Origin of the sequence: Parabacteroides distasonis ATCC 8503, from assembly GCF_000012845.1 — a bacterium.
GTDB classification, from domain to species: domain Bacteria; phylum Bacteroidota; class Bacteroidia; order Bacteroidales; family Tannerellaceae; genus Parabacteroides; species Parabacteroides distasonis.
Genome location: NC_009615.1, coordinates 442,703 through 459,626, shown reverse-complemented (window position 1 = coordinate 459,626; position 16,924 = coordinate 442,703). Strand labels below are relative to the sequence as shown.

Genomic DNA, 16,924 nt, shown 5'->3' with positions numbered 1-16,924 from the left:
TTATTTCAAAGCATTTAATACTTGCTCCAACGAATACTCATCTTGCACCAATACTTGACGGGCCTTACTTCCCTCAAACGGGCCAACAATACCGGCAGCCTCCAATTGATCCATCAAACGTCCGGCACGATTATAACCGATAGCGAATTTACGCTGGATCAAAGAAGTAGAACCTTGTTGCTGAATCACGATCAAGCGAGCCGCCTCATCAAATAAGGGGTCTCGATCTGATAAATCGACAGCTCCCGAAGTCGATGCCTCCCCCCCTTCCGGTACATAGTCCGGAAGCAGATAAGCGGTTTGGAAGCCAGCCTGCTCACCGATATAATCCACGATATCCTCCACCTCGGGCGTATCTACAAAAGCGCATTGCACACGAACCGGCTCTTGTCCCGCCACGACAATCAACATATCGCCCCGTCCGATCAAACGGTTAGCGCCCGGAGCATCCAGAATCGTACGTGAATCGATCATAGAAGCAACCTTAAAGGCAATACGGCTCGGAAAGTTACTCTTGATCGTACCGGTAATCACCTTTGTATCCGGGCGTTGCGTAGCCAAGATCATATGGATACCTACCGCACGGGCCTTCGCCGCAATACGAGAGATAGGCAACTCGATCTCACGTCCGGCCACTGCGATCAAGTCGGCAAACTCATCCACCACTGCCACGATATAGGGTAAGAAGCGATGTCCCTTCTGCGGGTTCAACCGCCGTTCGATAAACTTAGCGTTGTATTCCTTTATATTACGAACATTCGCGTTCACCAGTAAACGGTACCGGTCTTCCATCTCGATCACCAACGAGTTCAATGTAGCGACAGCGTCAGCTGGCTCCGTAACGATCGGCTTCTCCGCATTCGGAAGTTTCGCCAGATAATGACGTTCTATCTTGGAATAGATACTAAACTCAACCATTTTCGGGTCTACCATCACGAATTTCAACTCCGATGGATGCTTCTTATATAATAAGGAAGTGATGATCGCATTTAGACCGACAGACTTACCTTGCCCCGTAGCACCGGCTACCAATAGATGCGGTGTCTTACAAAGATCGAACATGAACACCTCGTTCGTAATCGTCTTACCCATCGCCACAGGCAACTCATACTTACCCTCAACGAATCGGCGTGAAGCGATAACAGATTGCATCGATACCGTCTGAGGATTCTTATTCGGCACCTCGATACCGATCGTTCCCTTTCCGGGCATCGGAGCGATAATACGGATCTGCAAAGCGGATAAACTCAAGGCGATATCATCCTCCAAGTTCTTGATCTTAGAAATACGGACACCCGCCTCGGGTACAATCTCATAAAGCGTAACCGTAGGTCCGACTGTTGCCTTGATCGAGGCGATCTTGATATTGAAATCTTCCAAGGCTTGCTTGATCAAGCGTTGGTTTTCTGCCAATTCGTCCCGATTGATCTCCATGCTCCCACTATCATACGCTTTCAGTAAGTCCAAGGTAGGAAATACATAACGGGAAAGATCCAAACGGGGATCATACGTACCCAAGGCCGAAGCATCGTAGGTTTCATCATTACCGGCGGCAACCTCCACCGTGAATCCAGCATCCTCCCCATCCTCTGATTCCGGGGTATTTATCTCATCTGTCTTTTCGCATATAGGATCGTCGTCACCTTTAGCGATCGTAACTACTAAATCATCACCAGCGACCTCTTCCTCCTGATATTCCGGTTCTGTTTTACGGTTTTCTTTCCCTTCGGCCTCCAACAATTCAGCCTCCGTATCAAACTCTTCGTAATCATCCATTTCCGGTTGTTCATCCGGTTGCTCTACGACAGGCTTAGAGCGAGGAATTACAATATCCTCTTTTTCCGTCTGATCCACTTCAACCTCATCTTCTCGGCCTTCACGTTTCAAACGATTTTTCACCCAACCTAAAGAGAACATACGCTGCAAGAACGGAATAGTCTTCTTACTGGTAAAAATAGCGATGATTAAGAATGAGCCTAATAAAAGCAAGATCGTTCCGGGAATTCCGATATTGGTAATAAACATCTCCGAGATGTAATATCCGTGTTGACCGCCTAGATAAATAAACGTATCCTCATATCCCTTGATAAATATGAAAGCAAAAAACACAGATCCCCAGATCAACGCCGAAGCACTGAACAAGAAACGTCTCAACAAGGATACTTTATTTAAATTCATGAGTTTCGCCCCAACCGATCCCAAGAAAAAGAGGATCATAAAAGAAGAGATGCCAAACCAACGGTTCATCAATAGATCAGACAAATACGCCCCGCGTACGCCCGTCCAATTTTCTACCGATCCTCGATTGGTCAACAAATCCCCTAAAGGAACATTCTCTATTTTACTTTGATCGGCGGCTCCTGTAAAGAAAAACGAAATCAAGGCAAGCCCTACGTAAATGGTTAGTATAGAGATAATCAAACCTGTAATGAAACGGGTCCGTTCATTTGTAAAAAAAGTCTTCAAGGCTGCGAACCAGCTCGGCTCTGTATGATTTTGCTTTGTTGTTGTCTTCTTTGCCATAAATAGTTTCTCAATAATTCTTTTATAACACGCAAATGTACATAGAAAAATCGAGTCTGACGAACCTTTGAAAAAAAGACGTACGTGTTTTCTGAAAAACATGTACATGTTTTCGCGGAAACACGTACATGTTTTTGGGGATAGATTTTAACGGCATTAAATAGATCTGTGCATCTCATGTCCTTCTACATAGATCGCACTATAAGGACGAGATGGACAAAGGTACTCGCAAGCACCACAACCAATACAAGTTTCCGTATTGATCACCGGGATCTTTAACGACTTCGGATCTGCAGGATCTTTCGCCACCATCTGGATCGATTTTGTCGGGCAATGGCGTTCACAATTACCACAACTCATACCGTCCGTATTGACAATACAAAGATCTTTTACCCATACGGCATGACCGATCTGTATAGCAGATTTGTCTTCTTTCGTAATCGGTTTGATCGCTCCCGTCGGGCAAACCTCCGAACATTTCACACATTCCGGACGGCAATACCCTCTATCGAAAGCCATCTCCGGCTGCATCAGTTTCATCAGATCCGTAGACGGACGCAAGACATGATTCTCGCAGACAGATACACAAAGCTGGCACCCCGTGCAATGTTGGGCCAGATTCCCAATACTCAAGGCTCCGGGAGGAACCAATGGTGCCAAACGATTCGGCTCTTTACGTTCTTTAATCGGCGCAAAGCCTCCGTCTTTCTTCATCTCCACATAATCCTCCAGCTTTTTCTGCTGAGCATGCAAAACAGAAGACATGGCTACCAATGCCGTAGCTGACAAGGCTCGACGGCGGGAAACATCCGTAGTGTCCTTCGTTGAGGATTCTTTTACCGAAGTAGCTTTATCAGCCTTGTGTGCCCTCGTATACGAAATCGCGCCTTGACGGCAATTATCCAAACAGTCCATACAAGTCACGCAACGGCTATAATCGATCGCATGATTCTTAGAGTCGATGCAAGAAGCCTTGCATTTACGTGCGCATAATCCGCAACCATTACATTTATCGGTATCAATGCGAGGTTTAAGTAAAGCATACTTCGACAAAAAACCGAGAACCGTACCTACCGGACAGATCGTATTACAATATGTACGTCCATTTCTCCAAGCTAAAATCGCCAATATGACAAAGCTCAGAATAGCGATTCCCATCGTAGCCAGGCTACGCACCCATACGTCCACCGGATAGAATGCGTAACTATCCATACGTTCTGCGAAATAGGCCAATAGATTGTTGCCCTCTTGATAGATTGGCGCAAATAAATTAGAAGCGATACGCCCATAAGCGCTATAAGGCGAAATCAACGCTACCAAGGAACCGATACCAGCGATACAAGCCACTATAAAAACAACCAAGGCAGCATAACGTACCCACTTCAACGCGGGAGAATAGGAAAAGCGGTATTTCTTGCGTTTACTAGCAAACCACGAAATGATGTCTTGCAATACCCCTAAAGGGCAGATAACGGAGCAATACACACGCCCCAATAAAAGAGTTAAGATTACCAACCCTACCACAACACCGACATTCAAAGCCAACAACGCAGGCCAAAACTGTATCTTTGCCAACCATCCGAACCAAGCGTGAATCGTACCCGTGAAATCAAGAAATAACAGTGTTATCAGCACAAAGCAAAAGGTGGCGGCGAATATTCTTATTTTTCGTAACATAATTTTCCGTTTGTTTAAAGGTTAACCATTCACTTTCAACTCTTCCACGAATTTATCGATACGCTGCATCTCTTTGGGGATATCGATACCCTGCGGACAATGAGGATTACATTGCTCACACCCTGTACAATGGTTCGCTTGACGCAACTTTGGGACACTCCGGTCATAACCGACTAAGAAGGCACGACGAGCTTTCGCGTAATTTTCGTCTTGTGCGCTTTTCGGAACATTTCCTTCGTTCACACATTTATTATAATGTAAGAGAATACCCGGAATATCCAACGCATATGGACAAGGCATACAATATTTGCAATCATTGCAAGGTATTGTCGGATATTTCATCATAAGCTGGGCCGTCTCTTCCAAAAAGTCTTTCTCCTCGTCCGTTACCGGGATAAGCGGGGAATAGGTACGGATATTATCTTGCAAATGCTCCATATAAGTCATGCCGCTTAGCACCGTCAAGACCCCATCCGGAGAGCCGGCGAAACGAAAAGCCCATGAAGCCACGCTATTCTCAGGCCGTTGCTGTTTCAAACGAGCAACGATATGATCCGGAACATTCGATAAGCGACCTCCTAATAGCGGTTCCATGATAACCGCCGGAATACCTCGCTTCTCTAATTCGCCATACAGATAATCAGCGTTTACGTTACGCCCCGAGGCATGTTTCCAGTCCAGATAATTCAGCTGTATCTGAACGAAATCCCATTTCACGCCCATATCCAACACATAATCAAACACTTTTACATCCCCATGAAAAGACCAACCTAGGTTACGGATACGTCCCGCTTCCCGTTCTTTCACCAAGAAATCAAGCATTCCATTATTTATATAGCGGTCATTGAAAAGCTCGATACCATTCCCCCCACCGATAGAGTGAAGCAAATAATAATCCAGATAATCGGTTTGCAAATCACGGAACGACTGCCGATACATCGCCAACGAGTTTTCTCTCGTATAGTTCTGGAAGTTTGACAGTTTAGTGGCCAAATAATAGGAGTTCCTAGGATGGCGTGCCAATGCGATACCGGTCGCTTTCTCGGACATACCTTGTACATAAACAGGAGAAGTATCAAAGTAATTCACCCCATGCTCTATCGCATAATCCACTAAACGATTCACGGCTTCTTGATCAATCTGGTCTTTACCGTCCGATCCTTGTTTCAAGGGCCAACGCATACAACCATATCCTAAAATAGAAACCTTATCGCCATTCGTAGGATGTTGGCGATAGGTCATTTTATCGGTAGGAACCTCACCTAACGCCACAGCCGCCCCCGGCTCATTCTTGGGAGCGCAACCGTAAAGCGCCGCCGAAGAGGCGACAGCCCCACCCCCAAATACCTTCAAGAATTTACGGCGATTCATCTCTTGAGGGTTCTCATTCTTTCCACATGAACTCATAACTCGATCGGTTTTTTATCCTATTAGTATATCCAACATTAGTCTATCATTAACATTCCTTCTATTATTTCGACAAAAATAGTAAAACAGGTAATAATAGAGAACAATCCCCGACTAAAAAGAATAATCGGGGATTTATCACGAATAAAGCAGGTATTTTAAATAAGACTATAAAGTCTCTTGCTTCAATTGCTCCACGTATTGATCGATCTTTCGCATTTGCTCCGGTATCTTAATGCCTTGCGGACATTTCGGTACGCATTTATCGCATCCTATACAGTGTCCGGCTTGACGAAGTTTAGGAACCTTACGATCATAACCGACTAAGAACGCCCGGCGAGCCTCCCGATAATTCGCATCCTGTGAACTCTTCGCAACCAGCTCGTCATTTACGCAACGGTTATAATGAGCGAACGTTCCCGGAATATCCAAGCCATACGGACAAGGCATACAATACTGACATTCCGTACAAGGTACGAAATCCGAATGTAGCATCCTCTCCGTCACCTCTTCCAAAGCCTTATTTTCTTGTTCCGTAATCGGTTCCAAAGGCGAGAAGGTTCGGATGTTCTCTTGTAAATGCTCCATATACACCATACCACTCAGCACGGTCAGTACTCCTTTTGGAGAGCCCGCATACCGAAAAGCCCACGAGGCCGGGCTGTCATCCGGACGCATCTGTTTCAATTTAGCCAACGAAAGGGCATTCAGCCGAGATAAACGCCCGCCTAAAAGAGGCTCCATGATAACGACGGGAATATTACGCTTCTCCAATTCCCCATACAAATACTCCGCATTCACGTTCCAACCAGAAGCATTTTTCCAATCCACGTAATTCAACTGGATCTGAACGAAGTCCCAAGGGATATCCAAGGATAACAAATAATCGAAGACCTTGACGTCTCCATGAAACGACCAGCCCAAATTGCGGATACGACCGGCTTTCCGCTCCTTTAACAAGAAATCCAAGACACCGTTATCGTAAAGGCGCTTCCTCAAATCGTCCATGCCCCCCAGACCTACACCATGAATCAGATAATAATCGATATAATCCACTCGCAGATTCTTTAGCGACTGTTCGAACAAGCCCTTGGAGCCCTCAAGAGTACGCCATTCCGGTACAGGACGATGGGTTGAAAGCTTCGTGGCGATAAAATATTTATCCCGGGAATGGCGACTAAGAGCTAGCCCTGTTGCCTGTTCGGAAAGACCGCGCACGTAAACCGGTGCCACATCAAAGTAGTTCACGCCATGAGCAATCGCATAATCCACCAATGCATTCACCGCTTCTTGATCGATCTCTTCCCCCGATCCATCCGCTTTCTGACGCAACGGCCAGCGCATACATCCATATCCTAACAAGGAGACCTTATCGCCCGTATGCGGATTCGTCCGGTATGTCATCTTATCTGTCGGGACTTCACCCAAATAGCTTCCGGTCTGCGACACACCTTGCCGCTTAGGATCTCCACCACATCCATATAAAAGCCCTGTCGAGGCAGCGGCCGTACCGGTGCTCAATACTTTTAAGAAATTCCTGCGATCTATATTATTATTACTCATTACCATACATTTTTTGAGATTATTAAACCGTACGATGTCTCTCATGTCCCTCAACATAGATTGCGCTTAACGGACGAGACGGACAATAATATTCACATGCGCCACAACCGATACAAAGTTCCGTATCGATAACCGGTACTTTCAATGATTTAGGATCATTGGGGTCTTTCGCCACCATCTGAATAGCTTTCGTCGGACAATGCCGCTCACAGTTGCCACAATTTACCTCATCGGTATTCACCACACAATTTTCCTTGATCCATACCGCATGTCCAATCTGCGTGGCGGATTTGTCCGCTTTCGTAATCAATTGGATCGCACCGGTCGGACAAACCTCGGAGCATTTCGTACATTCCGGACGACAATATCCTCGCTCATACGACATTTCCGGTTGCATAAACTTCTTTAGATCTGTAGAAGGACGCAAAACTTGATTCGAACATACCGAGACACAGAGTTGACAAGCCGTACAATGTCCGGTGAAGTTTCGTAAACTCAAAGCCCCGGGCGGAACTATCGGGGTCATACGATCCGGGGTTAACTTATCCGCAATATCCGCCAACCCTCCATCCGCATTTACCCCCGACTGGGCTTTCAATACCGATGTCGCCAGCAATCCCGTAAAGGTTAAGAAATTACGGCGGGTGTTTTCTTCAGGTCGATCAGCCTCTCTCTCCGATTCTGTTTTTCGTTTACGAGGCACATATGTCAAAGCTCCTCTTTTACATTTATCGATGCAGTCCAAGCAAGTAACGCAACGACTATAATCAATCGAATGATTTTTCGAATCTATACAGGCAGCCTTGCAATTACGGGCACATAAGCCACATCCGTTGCATTTCTCTACATCGATCACCGGTCTTAAAAAAGAAAAACGGGCGACAAATCCCAAGACCGTACCCACCGGACAGATCGTATTACAATACGTACGTCCATTACGCCAAGCCAATAGGAAAAGAACCACAAACGTAACGAGCGCTACCCCAAACGTAGCCACACTTTTTATCCACATATCTACAGAATAAAAGACATAACTATCCGCACGCTCCGCCCAATAAGCCAAGAGATTATTTCCCCATTGATATAAAGGAGCAAAAAGATTCGAGGCTATTCGTCCATAGGCTCCATACGGATCTAATAGAGCCACCAGAGAACCGATACCCGCTAAAAAAGCGATAATAAAAATTCCTAACATTCCATAACGTAACCATGAGACTGCCGGGGAATAAGAGAAACGATTCTTTTTGCGTTTTCCGGCTATCCAAGAAACAACATCTTGAAATACGCCTAACGGACAAATAACCGAACAATAGACACGTCCAAAGAGTAAGGTTAATACCAATAATACCGATACAACCCCAACATTCACCGCCAATAAGGCCGGCAGGAATTGCATTTTTGCTATCCATCCCAACCAGCAATGCGTTACCCCCGTAAAGTCAAGGAACAAAAGAGTGGTCATAGTAAAGATAATGACAGCGAGTGTTAATCTAATTTTACGTAACATATAAGATCATTTTTCTGTTTACATAAATAATACGTTCGTTTTTATCACAAAAAAAGCAAATTAACATAAACGATGTTTTGAACTCAAGAGCAAAAAGAATATTCGGGGCTTTATCACGAAAAAAACGGATTTTTGTTGTATTTTTGCGAATTGTTATCAAGAATGATTAGACGAACAGGCACATGGAAAAAGAAGAAAATCCGATATACGAGCGCAACACGCTAGAATTTGTTACGGTAGCACTGGAATATTGTACCTTTGTTGAGGCCGCCGGAAATACCGGGCTTTTCGACTTCGTAGATAAGGCGACAAAACTTTTGCCTCTTTTATATTTAAAGGCCAGCCTGTTGCCCGAAGTGGAATCTGAAGAGGAAACCGAGCTTGAGCTTTCCGTTTCAGAAGACATGTACGAGTCGGTTCGTTCACGGATAGCCGGTTTGCTTGGCGAACGAGATTCCTATCTGGAAACATTTCATGCGGATATGCGGTATAGCGATACTCCTATCGCAGCGTTTATTTCCGAGAATTTGGCAGATGTCTATCAAGATACAGGAAATTTCGTATCTTTATTCCGTCAAGGAAACGAGGAAGTTATGCAAGAGGCTATCGCTTTGTGCCGCACGAACTTCCAAGAATACTGGGGACAGCAATTATTGAATGCCTTGAAAGCGTTGCACGCTGTGCGTTACAGTGGTGATGAGGATTTGGAAAAGAATGAAGAGGAAGAATGATACAACAATTTATACATACAATTGCTAAAGAGGAAATAGCGAAACTTACCGTAGAGGAATTCAAGGGACGTATCATTACGATCCTTAGTAAAGAGGAGGCAGACAAGGCCGTAGAGTACTTGCTGCGTTTTCCGATCGTCGGTTTTGATACGGAGACCCGTCCCAGCTTTAAGAAAGGACAGCGTTACAAGATCTCATTGATGCAGATATCAACGGATGATACTTGTTTCTTGTTCCGCTTGAATCATATCGGTATACCGGAATCTCTGGAGAAATTCCTGAAAAGCAGTTCGACCTTAAAGATCGGGTTATCTTTACGGGATGATTTCGGGGCGATACGGAAGCGTTCGGATATAGAACCCGCCAATTTCCTTGATTTACAGAATTACGTAGGCCAGTTCGGCATTGAGGATGCCAGCCTGCAAAAGATATATGCGATACTTTTCCAAAAAAAAATATCAAAAGGACAACGCCTCACGAATTGGGAGGCAGATGTATTGACAGACTCACAAAAGAAATATGCGGCCCTCGATGCTTGGGCTTGCCTAAGAATATATAATTTATTGAATCAAGCATAAATGAAGTATTGTAAAGTTTTTCTCAAGCCTAAGAAAGAAGAATCGCTATTGCGTTTCCATCCATGGGTATTTTCCGGAGCGATCCAATCTGTTGAAGGCGACCCGGAAGAGGGTGACTTGGTAGAGGTATACGGAGCGAACCAGCGTTTTTTGGCGATCGGCCATTACCAAATCGGCAGTATCGCCGTACGTGTGTTATCTTTCACCCCAATCCCCATCGACGATGCTTTTTGGATCGAACGTATCCGTATTGCTTACGAACTCAGAAAGACCTTGCGGCTGGCTGGGGTAGAAAATAATAATACGTTCCGCCTGATTCACGGCGAAGGCGATAATTTACCGGGATTGGTGATCGATATGTATGCGCATACGGCGGTTATGCAAGCACATTCGGTAGGAATGCATTATGCCCGTCATCAGATCGCAGAGGCTTTGAAAGCGGTATTGGGCGATACTTTACAAAACATCTACTATAAATCTGAAGCGACTTTACCTTATAAAGCGAATTTAGGTAGCGAAGATGGTTACTTATTCGGAGGCGAAGTGGAAGATATCGCTATAGAAAACGGACTGAAATTCTGTGTAGACTGGCAGAAAGGCCAAAAGACAGGTTTCTTCGTGGATCAACGGGAGAATCGCTCTTTGTTGGAGCATTACGCAAAGGATCGCTCCGTATTGAATATGTTCTGTTATACGGGCGGTTTCTCTTTCTATGCGATGAGAGGAGGCGCTAAGGTGGTTCATTCCGTAGACAGTTCGGCGAAAGCGATTTCTTTGACGAAAAAGAATGTCGAGTTGAATTTCCCGGGAGATCCCCGTCATGAGGCATATGCGGAAGATGCGTTTAAGTATTTGGAAAAAATGGGAAGTAATTATGATTTAATCATATTGGACCCTCCTGCGTTCGCTAAACATAAGAATGTACTACGTAATGCCTTACAAGGGTATCGCAAATTAAATGCGATCGCTTTCGAGAAGATCAAGCCGGGAGGAATCTTGTTTACTTTCTCTTGTTCTCAAGTAGTTAGTAAAGAGAATTTCCGTTTAGCCGTATTTAGCGCTGCCGCCCAATCCGGCCGTAGTGTCCGAATCTTACATCAATTAACCCAACCCGCAGACCATCCGGTGAATATCTACCATCCGGAAGGGGAATATCTGAAAGGTTTAGTATTGTATGTAGAATAAGATATGCTCTTTGGGTGAAAACAAAGAATTAGTTTTCACCCAAAATTCAAGTTAATACCCCGGATTTTGTGTCAAGTTCGGATTCAAGGAACGGACTTTATCGGGAATGGGGAAAACAGTGGTATAGCCATTCGATTCATGGGGCAATTGAGGGCGATCCGTATAAGGGCGGGTAAACTTTCCAAAACGCACCAAATCCTGCCTCCTCCAGCCTTCCCAAGCCAATTCCAGTTGACGCTCAGCCAAAATATTTTCTAATGTCGCCTTACGAGGTAACATTCCCACACGGAAACGAACGGCATTCAACTCTTCATCCCCATTCTCTCCATTACGAACTTTCGCTTCCGATCTCATTAACAAGACATCCGCATAACGGAATAATACGATATCATTATCCGATAGCTTTCCATCTTTCGTCCCCATCTTATCGATCTCGTATTTCTTCATGCGGGCACCCGCCGTTTTCTCGGCAGGCAACCTAGACAAATCCAACCTAACCTCTAGAGGTAAATACACCAAAGGAGTCCCATTATCTAACCGAATCGTATCACCATTGAGGTCAAACATCGTATCGGCGTAATAATTCTCATAAAATCGGGTATCGACCGAGTCCGTCCCATACGCAAATACCCGAAGGGCCTCTATCGTAGCGCAAGAGCCGTTCTCTCCCCCCAATCCATATGCTTTGGCATGATTATAGTGACGGGAGCGGAAAAGATATTGCATTTGGTTCGTATATAAGTTCTTATCCATCGGAATCGTGAAGATATTCTCTCCGGACGATTCATTAAATACAGAAAAATTATCCGCATAGTTCAGAGATAAGCTATAGTTTAAGTCTGTTATTGAATCACAGTACGCCACAACCGTTTGCCAAGCGTTCAACTTCCTCTCGCCTACCCTAAAATAGATTTCCCGTCCATTCGGACGCAGACCATCCGTCCAGTCGTTATCCGTAAACACTTCTGCGTTTAAGGCCAACTTCGCCAATAAGAAATAAACAACCGGTCTCGTAATTCTTCCATAATAATCGCCGGGCGAATTACTATGCGCCGTACTCAATAACAAAAGGGATTCTTGTAATTCTTTTACAACAAAATCAAAGACCTCTTTCCGGTCACTCTGCCGCACGTCTTTCACCGGAATGGAAGAAGAAACGATAAGAGGGACACGGCCAAACATATCGACTAAATAATAATAATACATCGCACGAAAAGCACGAACCTCCGCCTCATACCGATCTAAATCGTTATAATCCGTTTTTTGCCGCAACTCGCCTAATATCTCTAAAGATTGATTGCTTAATACGATTACTTTATACAGATATTCCCAAGTAGCTTGGATAGCGTCACTATTCGTTCCCCACTTATGCAAGAAGAGACCTTGCCAGAAACCGCCGTCATACCAGTCGCCGCCACGAGTCGGGAGCATGGCCTCGTCAGTCGTAAAGGTATTCAAGTCGTAGACACCCCGGTACGTTCCCTGCAATCCTTGGCTATCGCTATAACCGCCGATATAATTATATAAGGAAGCAACCGTATTCAGATAGACATTCTGAGGGGTATCGTACGCATCCTCCGGATAAAGCTGATCACGAGGGTCCTCTTTCAGATAGCCATCGCACGACGATAACATCAAACCCGCAAATATATAGGATAAAATAGAAAGCTTTCTCATACGAACACCTTTTTAAAAATTAAAACTCAACCCCATCGTATAGGAACGAACCACCGGATAAGATCGCTTATCGTCTATACCTAACGTATTATTTACGATAGAGCTATTTATCATCGGAGTCAATCCCGAATAACCTGTAATTGTCGCCAAATTATTTACGGAAACCGAAAGCCGTACGTTTCTTACATATTTCCTTAAATTACCCAGAGACACGTTCCAACCCAACGTCAAATAATCAAAATTGATATAATCCCCTTTCTCCAACCAATAATCCGTAGCCGTCTGATCTTGGATATTCCGGGATGGGGCTTCTCGCAACACGTTATAATCCGGGAATATATCCATATTCATATAAGTTAGCGATGTTCCATTATAAATCTTATGCCCAAAGGCTCCGTTAATCTGTACTGATAGATCGAATTGTTTATACCGGAAACTGATGTTCGAGCCTAAAAGCGTTTTCGGCATGGCTTGTCCCGCAATATAACGATCCTCACCATCCTCCAAACTCACCCCGTTTCCATTCAAGTCCTCAATCTCATACTTATAGCCGCCGTTCCCATCGGAAACCAAACCTGTACATTTCGGTAAATAAAAAACACCCAAAGGCTGTCCGACCATTTGATAAACGATATGATTATACCCTCCATGGAAACCAGCCCCATTTAAATCCGAGATGCTAGTATATTCCGGGGCGGACATATATTCCCCTTTATAGTAACCGCTCAAGGAGAGCAATTTATTCCGTTGGAAAGTTACGTTTACGTTTATATTCAATTCCATATCTTTCGTACGCAAGGGCGTGACGCCAATACCCAATTCCACGCCACTATTCCGCATCGACCCCAGATTCGCCAACATTTTATTATAAGCGAAAGGCGGAACGCTTACATCGTATAAATACAACATATCATCCGTCTTGGAATTATAATAATCTACGGCAAGAATAAAACGATTGTCGAAAAACCCGGCATCGATACCGGCATTGAACGTACGTTTTACCTCCCATTTCAAGTCCGGATTCGCATTACGGATCGTACCCAAGGTAACGGTGGGCGCACCATTTACGGAAACAACCCCATTAGGCTTCATCAATCGCAAAGAATTGTAAGAATCGATCGCGTCTTGATTACCGGAAAGGCCATATCCCGAACGAATCTTTAAATTCCTTACCCACGAGATACCTTCCATAAACTCCTCTTCGGTCAACACCCAAGCGACAGAAGCCGAAGGGAAAAATCCCCATTTATTATTTGCCCCCACTTTCGAGGAGGCATCCGCTCGAGCATTCACGGTAGCGATATACTTTCCATCATAAATATAATTCACACGTCCAAGGAAAGATGCTAGATGAGGAGCCTCATAGTAAGAACCGGTCCCCTCCCATAAACGTACCGCACCTGCCTGTAAATTATCATAACCAAAACGATCGGTACTGAAATTCGTCGCAGTCGTATAAAAACCTCTCGTTATCATTTTCTGAGCTTCCGCCAATCCCAATACATTTAGTTGATGCAAACCAAAGTCTTTTTTATAGGCCAACATGAAATCTCCCAATAAAGATTCTGTTTTCCGCTCCCCCCGATAAGCCTGCCCATGCGCCCAAACCGAAGTAGGGAGGTATTGGGCGTTATCTATTACATTATAGGTATACGAACCGAAAGCCGTAAACATTAAATGCTTACTCAAGTTAAAAACCAGTTTTAAGTGCGTATTTATATGAGCATTCGAATCATCATCCTTCACCTCCAACCAAGCCAAAGGATTCGTGATCTGGCTAGCGTTGGTTATTTGATCCCAGCTACCCGTCTCCATATTCTTATGATTCGGAAATGTCGGGTTGAAAGTAGCGGCGGAATAGAACATCTTCTGTACATCATTTAAATAAGCATTTTTCAGCAAGGAACCAAATATGCCTAAATCAAAGACCAGAAGATCATTGAACGCATGCTGCGTAATATTCAACTTGGTCGTAAAATTACGTGAGTTCGTATTTCGGATAACCCCTTCCCTTTCCACAAATCCCAAGGAGGCACGATAACTGGAAGTCTCCGAACCACCCCCAAAAGCGATATGATGATTCTGCACCAACCCTAACCGGGTGATCTCATCCTGAAAGTCCGTATTATTCCCTAAATCTAAAATACCGATATTACGTTCCTCCGCCAGTTTCCGGAAACCATTCGCCGATAACATATCCAAACTTTTATAAGCCGCCTCCACACCGAAACTCCCATCATAACTGATACTAAAAGCTCCCTGCCGCCCTTTCTTAGTCGTTACCTCGATAACACCGGAAGCACCACGAGAACCATATTGAGCAGTCTCAGAGGCATCTTTCAAGATCGTGAAGTTCTCGATATCCGCCGGATAGATCGAGCTAAGCAAATTAAGATCGGCAAAAACCCCATCAATAATCACCAACGGATCATTACCTCCCGTTAAGGAAGTTGTACCCCGGACCCGGACGGCAGCCAAGGCAGCGGCGCTATTTCCTCCAACCGGGATACTAACGCCGGACACCCTTCCCCGAAGAGCGTCCAAGGGTGTAGAGATCAATCCCTCATTCATTCCCCCTTCATTCACCCGGTTTACAGAACCGGATAAAGTACTGCGATTGCCCGTAGCATATCCGACAGTGATCAACTCATCTATCAAATTGGAGTCCGACAAGAGAGGCTTGATCGTATCCGGCAGAAGCGGCAGCTCCTGACCGTAGCCGTAAGAGAAAGACAAGGCCCCGCAGAGAAACAAAAACAGGACTTTTCGGATATATATAAGAACTTTCATAAGTACGTTGGATTTAAGATTAATAACCCATATAAATAAAACTTCCCTCGGTTAAGTTTTGTTCGCACCCAAGATACAACATTTCCTCAAGATCTTAAAAATAAAAGCGTACCAAGTTGTCAAGAAGCCTCGACAAGGCTTTAGCGATATTTAATAATGTCCCTCAAAAATATATACGGAAATATTTCTTTATTCCGTAATAGATTGTACCTTTGCCATCGTTAAAAAACATAGCGTATTATTAAGTAATAACATACTAAAACTTATTTATTATGTCAAAAGTAACAGTTGTTGGTGCCGGAAATGTAGGCGCTACTTGCGCAAATGTTCTTGCCTTCAATGAAGTGGCAGACGAAGTTGTAATGCTAGACGTAAAGGAAGGCGTATCCGAAGGTAAAGCGATGGATATGATGCAGACCGCTCAATTGCTAGGTTTCGATACTAAGGTTGTAGGTTGCACAAACGATTATGAGAAGACAGCTAACTCTGACGTTGTAGTTATCACTTCTGGTATTCCTCGTAAACCGGGTATGACTCGCGAAGAACTGATCGGTGTTAACGCTGGTATCGTTAAGAGCGTAGCTCAAAACATCTTGAAATACTCTCCGAACGCAATCTTGGTAGTTATCTCTAACCCGATGGATACAATGACTTATTTGTCATTGAAGTCTTTAGGCTTGCCGAAGAACCGTATCATCGGTATGGGTGGTGCTTTGGATAGCTCTCGTTTCAAATATTTCTTATCTCAGGCTCTAGGCTGTAACGCTAACGAGGTTGAGGGTATGGTAATCGGTGGTCACGGTGACACTACAATGATTCCGTTGGCTCGCTTGGCTACTTACAAAGGTATCCCTGTTAGCAAATTGTTAAGCGCAGAGAAATTGCAAGAGGTTGTTGCTTCCACAATGGTTGGTGGCGCTACATTAACTAAATTGTTAGGTACTTCTGCTTGGTATGCACCGGGTGCTGCTGGAGCATTTGTTGTTGAGTCTATCATTCACAACCAAGGTAAGATGGTTCCTTGCTCTGTTTACTTGGAAGGTGAGTACGGTGAATCTGATCTTTGCATCGGTGTTCCTGTTATCCTTGGCAAGAACGGTATCGAGAAGATCGTTGAGTTGGAATTGACAGCTGAAGAGAAAGAGTTGTTCGCTAAGAGCGCTGCCGCTGTTCATAAGACTAACGAGGCTTTGAAAGAAGTGGGTGCACTTTAATTTGAATTTCTATTAAAGCGATAAAAGAGGCTGATCCTTCGGGGTTGGCCTCTTTCTTTTTATGTGGATACG

At 44.5% G+C, this 16,924-nt stretch carries 11 protein-coding genes; 4 read left to right on the top strand and 7 right to left on the bottom strand.

The window, feature by feature from the left end; genetic code table 11:
• From BDI_RS01985 to BDI_RS01965, 5 genes are all read right to left on the bottom strand, one after another.
• A complete protein-coding gene (locus tag BDI_RS01985) occupies positions 1-2,523 on the bottom strand; it encodes an FtsK/SpoIIIE family DNA translocase (RefSeq protein WP_011965992.1) in 2,523 nt (840 codons plus the stop codon).
• Between the two features lie 156 nt (positions 2,524-2,679).
• The gene (locus tag BDI_RS01980) at positions 2,680-4,200 is read right to left on the bottom strand and encodes a 4Fe-4S binding protein (RefSeq protein WP_011965991.1); all 1,521 of its coding nucleotides are present in this window, start codon (positions 4,198-4,200) and stop codon (positions 2,680-2,682) included.
• Between the two features lie 21 nt (positions 4,201-4,221).
• The gene (locus BDI_RS01975; protein WP_005865158.1) at positions 4,222-5,607 is read right to left on the bottom strand and encodes an aldo/keto reductase; all 1,386 of its coding nucleotides are present in this window, start codon (positions 5,605-5,607) and stop codon (positions 4,222-4,224) included.
• Positions 5,608-5,775: 168 nt separating this feature from the next.
• Positions 5,776-7,170: an aldo/keto reductase gene (locus BDI_RS01970; protein WP_005855423.1), complete on the bottom strand. Its 1,395-nt coding sequence runs from the start codon at positions 7,168-7,170 to the stop codon at positions 5,776-5,778.
• A gap of 22 nt (positions 7,171-7,192) precedes the next feature.
• Positions 7,193-8,677, bottom strand: coding sequence for a 4Fe-4S binding protein (locus tag BDI_RS01965; protein ID WP_008780874.1), 1,485 nt, complete (start codon positions 8,675-8,677; stop codon positions 7,193-7,195).
• A gap of 182 nt (positions 8,678-8,859) precedes the next feature.
• On the opposite strand from BDI_RS01965, the gene BDI_RS01960 reads away from it, so the two are divergent.
• Genes BDI_RS01960 through BDI_RS01950 form a run of 3 tightly spaced genes read left to right on the top strand, consistent with a single transcriptional unit; the run spans position 8,860 to position 11,171 of the window.
• Positions 8,860-9,408: a DUF5063 domain-containing protein gene (locus BDI_RS01960; protein ID WP_008780873.1), complete on the top strand. Its 549-nt coding sequence runs from the start codon at positions 8,860-8,862 to the stop codon at positions 9,406-9,408.
• Positions 9,405-9,986, top strand: coding sequence for a 3'-5' exonuclease (locus tag BDI_RS01955; RefSeq protein ID WP_005855416.1), 582 nt, complete (start codon positions 9,405-9,407; stop codon positions 9,984-9,986). The genes BDI_RS01960 and BDI_RS01955 overlap by 4 nt, the downstream gene beginning before the upstream one ends.
• The gene (locus BDI_RS01950; RefSeq protein WP_011965990.1) at positions 9,987-11,171 is read left to right on the top strand and encodes a class I SAM-dependent rRNA methyltransferase; all 1,185 of its coding nucleotides are present in this window, start codon (positions 9,987-9,989) and stop codon (positions 11,169-11,171) included.
• Between the two features lie 51 nt (positions 11,172-11,222).
• On the opposite strand, the gene BDI_RS01945 is transcribed toward BDI_RS01950, so the two are convergent.
• Together BDI_RS01945 and BDI_RS01940 are read right to left on the bottom strand one after the other, a co-directional pair.
• Positions 11,223-12,848 (bottom strand): RagB/SusD family nutrient uptake outer membrane protein, encoded by a 1,626-nt coding sequence (locus tag BDI_RS01945; protein WP_008780871.1) that lies wholly within the window; start codon positions 12,846-12,848, stop codon positions 11,223-11,225.
• Between the two features lie 12 nt (positions 12,849-12,860).
• Positions 12,861-15,638 (bottom strand): SusC/RagA family TonB-linked outer membrane protein, encoded by a 2,778-nt coding sequence (locus tag BDI_RS01940; protein ID WP_011965989.1) that lies wholly within the window; start codon positions 15,636-15,638, stop codon positions 12,861-12,863.
• A gap of 272 nt (positions 15,639-15,910) precedes the next feature.
• Between BDI_RS01940 and mdh the strand changes: the two genes are divergently transcribed.
• Positions 15,911-16,852: a malate dehydrogenase gene (mdh, locus tag BDI_RS01935; RefSeq protein ID WP_005855409.1), complete on the top strand. Its 942-nt coding sequence runs from the start codon at positions 15,911-15,913 to the stop codon at positions 16,850-16,852.
• The last annotated feature ends 72 nt before the right edge of the window (positions 16,853-16,924 follow it).

What these genes read in the sequence shown, in the direction of transcription:
- BDI_RS01985 (WP_011965992.1), bottom strand. Translation starts at nt 2,523, where the DNA reads ATGGCAAAGAAGACAACAACAAAGCAAAATCATACAGAGCCGAGCTGG.
- BDI_RS01980 (WP_011965991.1), bottom strand. Translation starts at nt 4,200, where the DNA reads ATGTTACGAAAAATAAGAATATTCGCCGCCACCTTTTGCTTTGTGCTG.
- BDI_RS01975 (WP_005865158.1), bottom strand. Translation starts at nt 5,607, where the DNA reads ATGAGTTCATGTGGAAAGAATGAGAACCCTCAAGAGATGAATCGCCGT.
- BDI_RS01970 (WP_005855423.1), bottom strand. Translation starts at nt 7,170, where the DNA reads ATGAGTAATAATAATATAGATCGCAGGAATTTCTTAAAAGTATTGAGC.
- BDI_RS01965 (WP_008780874.1), bottom strand. Translation starts at nt 8,677, where the DNA reads ATGTTACGTAAAATTAGATTAACACTCGCTGTCATTATCTTTACTATG.
- BDI_RS01960 (WP_008780873.1), top strand. Translation starts at nt 8,860, where the DNA reads ATGGAAAAAGAAGAAAATCCGATATACGAGCGCAACACGCTAGAATTT.
- BDI_RS01955 (WP_005855416.1), top strand. Translation starts at nt 9,405, where the DNA reads ATGATACAACAATTTATACATACAATTGCTAAAGAGGAAATAGCGAAA.
- BDI_RS01950 (WP_011965990.1), top strand. Translation starts at nt 9,987, where the DNA reads ATGAAGTATTGTAAAGTTTTTCTCAAGCCTAAGAAAGAAGAATCGCTA.
- BDI_RS01945 (WP_008780871.1), bottom strand. Translation starts at nt 12,848, where the DNA reads ATGAGAAAGCTTTCTATTTTATCCTATATATTTGCGGGTTTGATGTTA.
- BDI_RS01940 (WP_011965989.1), bottom strand. Translation starts at nt 15,638, where the DNA reads ATGAAAGTTCTTATATATATCCGAAAAGTCCTGTTTTTGTTTCTCTGC.
- mdh (WP_005855409.1), top strand. Translation starts at nt 15,911, where the DNA reads ATGTCAAAAGTAACAGTTGTTGGTGCCGGAAATGTAGGCGCTACTTGC.